Annotated in this window: 1 pseudogene; it reads right to left on the bottom strand. The window is 72.5% G+C overall.

Annotated elements, in window-relative coordinates:
* Window positions 1-14: 14 nt before the first annotated feature.
* Window positions 15-11900, bottom strand: a pseudogene (locus tag ACZ42X_RS09455) (type I polyketide synthase); the annotation flags it as partial.
* Between the last annotated feature and the right edge of the window lie 96 nt (window positions 11901-11996).

The following is an 11996-nucleotide window of genomic DNA, read 5'->3' as shown; positions in this document are numbered from 1 at the left end:
GAGCGGTGGCCTGGTCAGGTCAGGCCGAGTTCCTTGTCGATGAAGTCGAAGACGTCGTCCGCTGTGGCGTCTTCGGTGAGCTGGTGGTCCAATGCCGTGCCACCGGCCGGCCCGGCCCCGGCGACCGCTCCGGCGACTCCGCCGAGCCTCGCCGTCAGTGCCTGCAGACGACGGGGGATCCGGTGGCGTTCGACGTCCTCGGCCGGCAGAGCCGCCAGCGCCTCCTCCAGCCGGTCGAGCTCGGCCAGTACGGACAGCACCTGGCCGCCGTCGCCGTCCGGGCACAGTTCCTCGACCAGGTGGGCGGCGACCGCGGCCGGAGTGGCATGGTCGAAGACCAGCGTGGCCGGCAGCCTCCTGCCGGTGGCGGCGGACAGGGCGTTCCTGAGGTCCGTGGCGGCCACGGAGTCGAATCCGAGGTCGGTGAACGGGCGTGCGGCATCGAGCGCGGCCGGGTCGTCGTAGCCGAGCAGGACGGCCACATGGCCCCGGACCAGATCGAGCAGCGTCCGGCTGCGCTGGACCGCCGGCAGGTCCTTCAGCCGTCGGACGAACTCCTCGCCGCCAGCGGCCTGGCCGGCCTGCTCTCCACCGCCTTCGAGAGCGGCAAGCGCCTCGGGCACGGCGTCAAGGAGGGGACGCGGGCGCGCCAGGGCGTACACGGGGGCGAAACGGGACCAGTCGATGTCGGCGACGACCACCCGGTGCTCGTCGTGGTCGAGGATCCGGCCGAGGGCGCCGGCGGCAAGCCGGGGCTCCATCGGCGGCGTGCCGATCCGGCCGAGCGCCGCGCCCAGCTCGGCGTCCACCATGCCGCTGTCCCAGGACCCCCAGGCGACCGAGGTCGCCGTGGCACCACGGGCGCGCCGGCGTTCGGCGAGGGCGTCGAGGAAGGCATTGGCACTGCCGTAGGCAGCCTGTCCGGCGCTGCCCCAGACCGCCGATCCGGAGGAGAAGAGCACGAACGCGTCCAGGGCTCGGTCGCCGAGCAGCTCGTCGAGGTGCAGGGCACCACCGACCTTCGCGTCGGCGACGGCGGCGACCTCGTCCAGGGTCAGTTCGGAGAGGGGGGCGATGCGCTGCATCACACCGGCAGCGTGCACCACGGCGGTCAGCGGCCGGTCCTCGGAGACCGTGTCGAGCAGGGCGCGCAGCGCGTCGCGGTCGGCGACGTCGCACGCCTCGACGGTGACCTCGGTGCCGCAGGCGGCGAGTTCGGCGACCAGATCGGTGACGCCCTCGGCGTCGGGACCGCGGCGGCTGGTCAACAGCAGGTGCTCGGCGCCCCGTTCGGCGAGCAACCGGGCCACATGGGCGCCGAGGCCACCGGTGCCACCCGTGATCAGCGTGGTGCCGCGCGGACGCCAGTCGCGCACCGGGGCCTCGGCGCTCAGCGGCGCACGGACCATGCGACGGCCGAGCACCCGGCCGCCGCGCAGCGCCATCTGGGCCTCGTCGCCGGGTGCGGCGAGGACCGCGCAGAGCCTGCGCACGGTGTCCTCGTCGACGGTGCCGGGCAGGTCGATCAAGCCGCCCCACTGCTCGGGGAGGTCGAGTTCGAGGCCCGCGCCCAGGCCCCAAACGGACGCCTGGAAGGGGACGACCTCGTCGGCGGGACCGGTCGCGACCGCCTGGGCGGTGACGCACCACAGCGGGGCGGCGAGTCGAGCGTCGCCGAGCGCCTGCACCAGGGTGACCGTGGCGGCGGTGCCCCGGGACAGCGCCGGATGGTGGGGGTGCGGCCGGTCGTCCAGGGCCAGGAGGGACAGCACCCCGGCCGCCGCGGTGTGACGGCTCAGCTCGCGAGCGAGGGCGGCCCGGTCCTGGTCCCCGACCTCCAGACGTACGGTCGACAGGCCGTGGGCTGCGAACCCGTCGGCGAGAGCGCGGATCCGGGTGGCGTCGGCATCTTCTTCGGGAACGACCAGGAGCCAGGTGCCGTCCGGAACGTCCCGGTCCCCGGTGCCGGTTCCCGGGCGGACCGGGCGCCAGGCGACGCGGTAGCGCCACCCGTCGGTCCGTGCCTGCTCGCGCAGCCGTCGGCGCCAGTCCTTCAGGGCGGGCAGCACCTCATCAAGGGCTTCGACGGGCGCACCCGTACGGGTGGCCATGGCCGTCCCGTCCGCCCGCTCTATGACGTCCCAGGCGACGGTGTCGACCTCGTCCGTGGTCGCGGGCGCCGACGAAGCCGTCACCTGTTCGGGGTCACGCCAGAACCAGCGTCGTTGGAAGGCGTAGGTGGGCAGGTCGACGCGGCGGGCACCGGTGCCCGCGTAGAAGGCCGTCCAGTCCACGGCCACGCCCTGGCAGTGCACCAGCGCCACCGCCGTCACCAGCTCCCGCACCTCGTCCCGGTCCCGGCGCAGGGTAGGCACGTAGACGCCGGTGTCGGTGGTCTGCTGGGCCATCGCGGTCAGCACCGAATCCGGGCCAAGCTCGACATACGTAGTCACGCCTGCCGCGTCCAGAGCACGGACCGCGCCGGTGAAGCGGACGGCTTCGCGGACGTGCCGTACCCAGTACTCCGGGTCGGTCAGGTCACCAGTGGTGTCCCCGGTCAGGGTGGACACGATCGGAAGGGCCGGGGTCCCGTAGGTCACGGACTGTGCGACCGTGCGGAACTCCTCCAGCATCGGTTCCATCAGCGGGGAGTGGAACGCGTGCGACACCCGCAGCCGCGTCGTCTTACGGCCCTCCCCCTCGAAATGGGCCTTGATGCGCAGTGCCTCGGCCTCCGCGCCGGAGACCACCACCGCAGACGGGCCGTTGACCGCTGCGATACCGACCGTGTCGGACAGCAGCGGACGTACCTCGTCCTCGGCAGCCTGCACGGCGACCATCGCCCCGCCCTGCGGCAGCGCCTGCATCAACCGGCCCCGCGCGGTCACCAACCGCGCCGCATCCGCCAACGACAACACCCCGGCCACATGCGCCGCCGCGAACTCACCGATCGAATGCCCCGCCAAGTAGTCGGGACGCACACCCCACGACTCCAGCAGCCGGAACAACGCGACCTCGATCGCGAACAACGCGGGCTGAGCGAACTCGGTACGGTCCAGACGCTCCGCGTCCTGGCCCCACATCACCTCCTTCAGCGGCAGACCAACCTCCGCGAGCACCGCGTCGAAGGCCTCCGCGAACACCGGGAACGCCTCATACAGCCCCCGGCCCATCCCCAACCGCTGCACACCCTGCCCACCGAACAAGAACGCCGTCACACCATCGGCACGGGCCGTGCCGCTCACGACGCCCGGTGCCGGCACGCCCTCCGCCAACGCAGCAAGCCGGTGCAGCAGCTCGGCCCGGTCGCTCGCCACGACCACGGCACGGTCCTGGAGCGCGGCCCGGGTGGTCGCCAGGGAGTAACCGAGGTCGGGCACGGTGGGCGCGTCGTCGGACTCGGCGAGCGAGAGAAGACGCCGGGCCTGGGCGCGGACGGCGTCGATTCCCCTGCCCGACACCGGCAGCGGGACGACCGTCGCGTTCCCCACCGACGCCACGAGGTTCTCGGCCGGCTCAGCGGGAGGAGCCTCCTCGATGATCACATGGCCGTTGGTGCCGCTGAAGCCGAACGAGGAGACTGCGGCCCGCCTGGGACGGCTGGTCCGGGGCCACGGGCGGGCCTCCGTCAGCAGCCGGACGTCGCCGGACGTCCAGTCCACCTTCGTGCTCGGCTCGTCCACGTGCAGGGTCTTCGGCAGCGTCTCATGGCGCATCGCCATGACCATCTTGATCACGCCACCGACACCCGCCGCCGCCTGGGCGTGCCCGATGTTCGACTTCAGCGACCCCAACCACAACGGCCGGCCCTCAGGACGCCCCCGCCCGTACGTCGCCAGCAGCGCCTGCGCCTCGATCGGATCACCCAACGTCGTACCCGTACCGTGACCCTCCACCGCATCGACCTGATCCGCAGTCAGCTGGGCGTTGGTCAGCGCCTGCTCGATCACGCGCTGCTGGGAGGGACCGTTGGGAGCGGAGATGCCGTTGCTCGCACCGTCCTGATTCACCGCCGTACCGCGCACCACCGCCAGGACGGGGTGGCCGTTGGCGAGCGCGTCGGACAGCCGCTCCACCACGAGCATGCCCACGCCCTCGCCCCAGCCGGTACCGTCCGCCGATGCGGCGAAGGACTTGCAGCGGCCGTCGGGCGACAGCCCGCGGTCCTGGCTGAAGCCGACGAAGGAGTGCGGATGGGCCATGACGGTCGCACCGCCGGCAAGGGCGAGGGTGCACTCACCGGTACGCAGGGCCTGGATCGCCAGGTGCAACGCCACCAGCGACGACGAACAGGCGGTGTCCACCGTGACCGCGGGCCCCTCGAGACCGAGCACGTACGCGATGCGTCCGGATGCGACGCTGGCCAGGCTTCCGGTGCCACCGCCCACGAGGTAGTCGTGGTAGACGACGCCGGCGAAGACGCCGGTCCTGGACTTCTTCAGCGAGGTCGGGTCGATGCCCGCTCGCTCCAGGGCCTCCCAGGCGGTCTCCAGCAGCAGCCGCTGCTGGGGATCGGTCTCCCGGGCCTCCTTGGGACTCATCTTGAAGAAGTCGGCGTCGAACTCACCGGCGTCGTGCAGGAAACCGCCCTCGCGGGAGTACGTCTTGCCGGGTGTGGCGGGTTCGGGGTCGTAGAGCGCCTCCGTGTCCCAGCCGCGGCTCTCGGGAAAGTGGGAGATGGCGTCCCGGCCGGAGTCGACAAGGTCCCACAGCTCTTCCGGTGATCCGACACCGCCGGGGAACCTGCAGCTCATCGCCACGATCGCGATCGGCTCGTGGTTTCTGGCCTCCGCCTCACGCAGCCGCCGCTTGGTCTGCTGGAGATCGGCCGTCGCGCGTTTGAGGTAGTCGCGAAGCTTGTCGTCGTTCCCCATCGCTCATGAACCAATCTCGAGGTTGTCCAGTGTCTGGAAGAGCTCGTCGTCGGTGGCGGACGCGAAGTCGTCGGGTACGTCCGCCACGGCGCCTTGCCGGGCGTCGCGCCAGGAGCGCAGGACCGCTTCGAGCCGAGCCGTGACCCGAGAGGTGTCACCGTTCAGTTCGGGAGCCGCGGACAGGACGGCTTCGAGCCGGTCGAGCTCGGCGATGACCGACTGGGCCGGGCTCTCGTCGGCCTCTTCCCGGAGGGCCAGCAGAAGGTCGGTCACGGCGCGGGCGTTGGGGTGATCGAACGCGAGCGTGGCGGGCAGCTCGGCCCCGGTGGCCGTGGCGAGTCGCTTGCGCAGCTCGCTCGCGGCCACGGAGTCGAAACCGAGCTCGGTGAAGGCCCGGTCCGGTTCCACCTCGTCGAGGATCTCGTGGCCGAGCACGGTGGCCACGTGCTGCCGGACGAAGGTGAGCGCGGCGCGATCGCGCTCACCACCCGGCTGCGCGAGAATCGCCTGCCACCTCTTGGTGCCGGCGGCGACGTCAGGCTGATCGACGAGCGACGGTGTGCTGCCACCGATGACGACGGTCTCACCGGTGACCTCGGCGAGCCAGTAAGGGCGTCGTTGGAAGGCGTAGGTGGGCAGATCGACACGGCGGGCACCGGTGCCCGCGTAGAAGGCCGTCCAGTCCACGGCCACGCCCTGGCAGTGCACCAGCGCCACCGCCGTCACCAGCTCCCGCACCTCGTCCCGGTCCCGGCGCAGGGTAGGCACGTAGACGCCGGTGTCGGTGGTCTGCTGGGCCATCGCGGTCAGCACCGAATCCGGGCCAAGCTCGACATACGTAGTCACGCCTGCCGCGTCCAGAGCACGGACCGCGCCGGTGAAGCGGACGGCTTCGCGGACGTGCCGTACCCAGTACTCCGGGTCGGTCAGGTCACCAGTGGTGTCCCCGGTCAGGGTGGACACGATCGGAAGGGCCGGGGTCCCGTAGGTCACGGACTGTGCGACCGTGCGGAACTCCTCCAGCATCGGTTCCATCAGCGGGGAGTGGAACGCGTGCGACACCCGCAGCCGCGTCGCCTTACGGCCCTCCGCCTCGAAACGCTCCTTGATGGCCAAAACCTCGGCCTGCGTGCCGGAGACGACCACGGCCTGCGGGCCGTTGACCGCCGCGATACCGACCGTGTCCGTCAGCAGCGGGCGGACCTCGTCCTCACTCGCCTGGACGGCGACCATCGCCCCGCCCTGCGGCAGCGCCTGCATCAGCCGGCCCCGCGCCACAACCAGCCGCGCCGCATCCGCCAGCGACAACACCCCGGCCACATGCGCGGCCGCGAACTCACCGATCGAATGCCCCGCCAGGTAATCGGGCTTGATGCCCCACGACTCCACCAGCCGGAACAACGCGACCTCGATCGCGAACAGCGCGGGCTGAGCGAATTCGGTGCGGTCCAGACGCTCCGCGTCCTGGCCCCACATCACGTCCTTCAGCGGCAGACCGACCTCGGCCACGACCGCGTCGAAGGCCTCCGCGAACACCGGAAACGCCTCGTACAACCCCCGGCCCATCCCCAGGCGCTGCGCACCCTGCCCACCGAACAAGAACGCCGTACGCCCCGCAGCCCGCGTACTGCCCTGCACCACACCCGCCGTCGGCCGGCCCTCCACGAACGCCGACAGACCAGCCAGCAGCTCACCGCGGTCAGCACCCACAACGGCAAGCCGATGCTCCATCGCAGCCCGATCGCTCACCAGGGCGAAACCGACATCGACAGGGCGCAGCTCCGGGCCCGACTCCAGACGGGACTGCAGCCGCTCGGCCTGGCCCGCCAGAGCCGCCTCAGTCCTCGCCGACAGGACCAGGGGGACCACAGGCAGGACGACGTCCGCGACCGGGATCGCCTCAGCTGCCCCCGCGACCTCCGCGACCTCCGGGGCCCCCGTCACCTGCTCGATGATCACGTGGGCGTTGGTGCCACTGATCCCGAACGACGACACGCCCGCCCGACGCGGACGGCCGGTCTCCGGCCACGGCCGCGACTCCGTCAGCAACCGCACGTTCCCCGCGTCCCAGTCCACCTGGGACGAGGGCTCGTCGGCGTGCAGGGTGCCCGGTAGGGAATCGTGGCGGATCGCCTGGACCATCTTGATCACGCCGGCGACGCCCGCCGCCGCCTGGGCGTGCCCGATGTTCGACTTGATGGAGCCGAGCCACAGCGGCCGGTCCTCGGGACGCTCCTGCCCGTACGTCGCCAGCAGCGCCTGCGCCTCGATCGGGTCGCCCAGCGTCGTACCCGTACCGTGCGCCTCGACGACGTCCACATCGCTTGCGGCGAGGCCGGCGTTCGCCAGCGCCTGCCGGATCACGCGCTGCTGGGAGGGGCCGTTGGGGGCGGAGAAGCCGTTGCTCGCGCCGTCCTGGTTGACGGCCGTACCGCGCACCACGGCGAGCACGGGGTGGCCGTTGGCACGCGCGTCGGACAGCCGCTCCACCAGCAGCAGGCCCACGCCCTCGGAGAAGCCGGTGCCGTCGGCGCCGTCGCCGAAGGAGCGGCAGCGGCCGTCCGGGGACAGACCTTGCTGGAGCCCGAACTCGACGAGTACCTCGGGGGTGGCCATGACGGTCACGCCGCCCGCCAGCGCCAGGGAGCACTCACCGGTGCGCAGGGCCTGGATCGCCAGGTGCAACGCCACCAGTGACGACGAGCAGGCGGTGTCCACCGTGACGGCCGGACCCTCCAGGCCGTAGGTGTAGGACAGCCGTCCGGAGGCGATCGAGCCGGTGGCGCGGGAGCGGGCGTAGTCGTGGTACATCGCACCGGTGAACACGCCGGTGGGGCTGCCCTTGAGGACCGCGGGGTCGATACCGGCCCGTTCGAAGACCTCCCAGGACGTCTCCAGCAGCAGGCGCTGCTGCGGGTCCATGGCCAGCGCCTCGTTGGGGCTGACACCGAAGAAGGAGGCGTCGAACTCGGCGGCGTCGTGCAGGAAGCCGCCGGAGCGGGTGTACGTCTTCCCCGGCGTACCGGGCACAGGGTGGTAGACGTCCTCGATGTCCCAGCCGCGGTCGGTGGGAAACTCGGTGACGGCCTCCGCGCCTTCGGAGACCAGCCGCCACAGGTCCTCCGGGCTCTCGACGCCTCCCGGGAACCGGCAGGCCATGGCGACGATGGCGATGGGCTCGTCGTGGACCGCGGCCGGGGCGGGAGCGGGGACGGCCCCGGAGGAGGAGCCGAGCGCCGCCTGCTTCAGGTACAGGGCGGCGGAGCGGGCGGTCGGGTGGTCGAAGACCAGGGTGGCGGGTAGGCGCAGTCCGGTCGCGGTGGTGAGCCGGTTGCGCAGTTCGACCGCGGTGAGCGAGTCGAAGCCGAGTTCCTTGAAGGCACGGTCGGAATCGACGGCGTCGGCGGATTCGTGGCCGAGGACGTCGGCGACATGGGTGCTCACCAGGTCCAGGAGCAGGCTGTCGCGTTCCGCCTCGGGCAGCCGGGCAAGCCGGTCGGCCAGCGAGCCGGTGCCTGCGGCGCTGGCAGCGGCCGCCTTGCGGACGGGGACGCGCACGAGATCGCGCAGGATCCCCTGGAGGAGTCCGGCGGCCGCCTGGGCCCGCAGTGCGGCCATCCCGAGGTGGAGCAGCAGCAGGAGCGGCTCGGCGGAGTGGAGCGCCTGGTCGAACAGGGCCAGTCCCTCGGCCGTCGTCATGGCGGGGAAGCCCTGTCGGCGCAGCCGTTCGATGTCGGCCTCGCCCAGCTGTCCGGTCATGCCGGTGCCCTCGGCCCACAGGCCCCACGCCATGGAGACCGCGGGCAGCCCGGCAGCCTTGCGGTGGGCGGCGAGGGCGTCGAGGAACACGTTGGCGGCGGCGTAGTTCGCCTGCCCGGCGGCGCCCAGGACACCGGCAGCGGAGGAGAACAGGACGAACAGCGCCAGGTCGCGGTCGGCGGTCAGCTCGTGCAGGTGCCAGGCGGCATCGGCCTTGGGGGCCAGGACGGTGTCCAGACTGTCGTGGCTGAGGGAGGTGAGGAGGCCGTCGTCGAGGACGCCGGCGGCGTGGACGACGCCGGTGAGGGGGTGGGCCGTGGGGATGGCGTCGAGCAGGGTGGCGAGGGCCTGGCGGTCTGCGACGTCGCAGGCGGCGAGGGTGACGGTGGCGCCGGCGGCGGTGAGTTCGTCGTGGAGTTGGGTGGCACCCGGGGCGTCGGGGCCCCGGCGGCTGGTGAGGAGGAGGTGGCGTACGCCGTGCTCGGCCACCAGGTGGCGGGCGACCAGTGCGCCGAGGCCACCGGTGCCGCCGGTGATCAGAACGGTGCCCTGCGGGTCGAGGGCGGTGCCGGTGGTGTCCTCGGTCTCGGCGCGTACCAGGCGCGGTACGTACGTCTGACCGCCGCGCAGCACCAGTTCGGACTCGCCCGTGGCGAGCGCGGCCTGTAGGGCGGCCTCGGAGGCGGCGTCGACGTCGGCCAGCACGAAGAGGCCGGGGTGCTCCGCCTGGGCAGCGCGCACCAGGCCCCAGGCGGGGGCCAGTACGGGGTCGGGGGCGGGGTCGCCCTCGATGGCGACCGCGCCGCGTGTGACGACGACGAGGCGGGATCCGCTGAACCGTTCGTCGCCCAGCCAGGTCTGGACGAGTTCGAGGGCGCGGTGGGCGGTGGCGCGAGCGGCGTCGGGTACAGCGCCGTCGGGCGCGGAGAGTTCGACGACGGCCGTCCCGGGGACCGGCTCGGCGGCGCGCAGCGCGGCGAGGTCGGCGAACCGGCCTGCCTCGTCGGCCGCCCCGGCCGCGGCGGCGTCGGCCGCGGCCGGGACCCACACGGGGCGGTAGGGGAGGTCGCGGCGGGCACCCGCGGCACCGAGCTGGTCGGCGGAGACCGCTCGGGCGGCGATGGATCCCACGCCGAGAATGGGGGCGCCCGTGTCGTCGGCGGCCTGCAGTTCGGTGTTTCCGCGGCCGTCGCTCGCCAGCCGCACGCGCAGCGAGGTGGCTCCGACGGCGTACAGCGAGACGTCGGTCCACGCGAACGGAAGAACCGTTTCGTCGCCGGGCTCGCCGTCGCCGACGAGCTCGGCGTGCAGGGCGGCGTCGAGCAGCGCAGGGTGCAGCCCGAACCGCTGGGCGTCGGCGTGGGCCTGCTCGGGCAGGCGCACCTCGGCGAAGATCTCGTCGCCGCGCCGCCACAGGGCTGTCAGCCCTTGGAAGAGAGGGCCGTAGGCGTAGCCGCGGCCGAAGAGTTCCTCGTAGGCGCCGTCCAGACCGATCGGCTCGGCGCCGGCCGGCGGCCACTGGGTGAGCTCGAAGCCGGCCTCGGCGCGCCGTGCGGAGAACACACCGCCGGCGTGCCGGATCCACGGCACGTCGTCGCCGTCGGCCCGCGAGTGGATGCTGACGGCGCGGTCGCCGTTGTCGTCGGCCGGGCCGAGCATCACCTGGAGAGCGACGCCACCGTGCTCGGGCAGCACCAGCGGGGCGTGCAGGGTCAGCTCGTCGAGGGTGCCGCCGCCGGCCTGGTCACCTGCCCGGAGGGCGAGCTCCACGAAGGCACTGCCGGGCAACAGGACGGCGCCGAGCGCCTCGTGGTCCGCGAGCCAGGGGTGGGTACCGAGGGAGAGACGGCTGGTGAACAGGTGGCCCCCCGTCTCGGCAGGCCGGACCTCGGCGCCCAGCAGCGGGTGGTCGACGGGCTCCTGTCCGATGCCGGCGACCTCGTCGCCCGGAGTGGGCACGTTCAGCCAGTAGCGGCGTCGCTGGAAGGCGTAGGTGGGAAGGTCGACGACCCGGGCCCCGGCGTAGAACGGGGTCCAGTCGACCCGTGCGCCTCGCAGGGAAGCCTCGGCCAGGGAGGTGGCGAACCGGAGCAGGCCGCCCTCGTCGCGGCGCAGGGAGCCGATGGCGGAGACCGCACGTCCAGCGGCGTCGGCGGTCTCCTGGACGCCGACCGTGAGCACGTGGTGCGGGCTGGATTCGACGAACAGGCCGATTCCGTCGGCGAGCAGCGCCCGTACGGCCTCTTCGAACCGGACGGTCTGCCGGAGGTTGGTGTACCAGTACTCGGCGTCGCACGCCGCGGTGTCCAGGACACCGCCCGTGACCGTGGAGAAAAACGGGATGTCCGGGGTTCGCGGACGGATCGGGCCCAGGACGTCGATGAGCCGGTCCCGGAGGGATTCCACGTAGTGCGAGTGCGAGGCGTAGTCCACCGGGATCCGGCGCACCCGCGCACCCTCCGCCGTGAGCTGGTCGAAGAGCTCGTCGAGGGCGTCGGTCTCGCCGCACACGACGGCGGTGCCGGGTCCGTTGACCGCGGCAAGCTGGATGCGGCCCTCCCAGGGGCGCAGACGATCACGCAGTGCGGCCGCGGGGAGCGCCACCGAGATCATGCCGCCCTTGCCGGCCAGTTCCTCGCGGATGAGGCGGCTGCGCAGGGCGACGACGCGGGCGGCGTCGTCGAGGCTGAGAGCGCCGGACACCGCGGCGGCGGCGATCTCGCCCTGCGAGTGGCCCACGACGGCAGCGGGTTCGACGCCGTAGGAGCGCCACAGGGCGGCGAGGGAGACCATCACCGCCCACAGCACGGGCTGCACCACGTCCACCGGATCCAGCGTGGGTTGGCCCGGGCGTTCGCGGAGCACTCCTTCCAGGTCCCAGTCGACGAAGGGCGCAAGGGCGTCGGCGCATTCGGCCATCCGTGCCGCGAACACCGGTGAGGCGTCGAGGAGGTCGACGCCCATGCGGGCCCACTGCGAGCCCTGCCCGGGGAAGACGAACGCGACGCGAGGAGGACCGCCGGTCACCGTTCCCGATACGACGGTGCCGCCGGCCCTCTCGCCGGCCAGCGCGTCGAGGCCGGTCAGCAGGCTCTCTCGGTCCGGCCCGAGGACCACCGCGCGGTGGGGCAGGACGGCCCGTGTCGTGGCCAGCGACAGACCGATGTCGGCCGGCTCCGCGCCGGGCTGCTCGGTCAGGTACGAATGGAGCCGTTCTGCCTGGGCACGAAGCGCCTGCGCGCTCTTTCCCGAGATCAGCCACGGCATCGCCGGAGGCATTTCCTCACCGCTCACCCAGGACACCCCTCGAATTGATTAACGAACTCACGCGCGTCATGCGGAAGGAGTCGCGCAGAAGGATTC

Source organism: Streptomyces sp. NPDC030862, assembly GCF_055571835.1.
The sequence above is the reverse complement of the archived record's forward strand: the minus strand, read 5'-3'. Positions and strand labels throughout refer to the sequence as shown.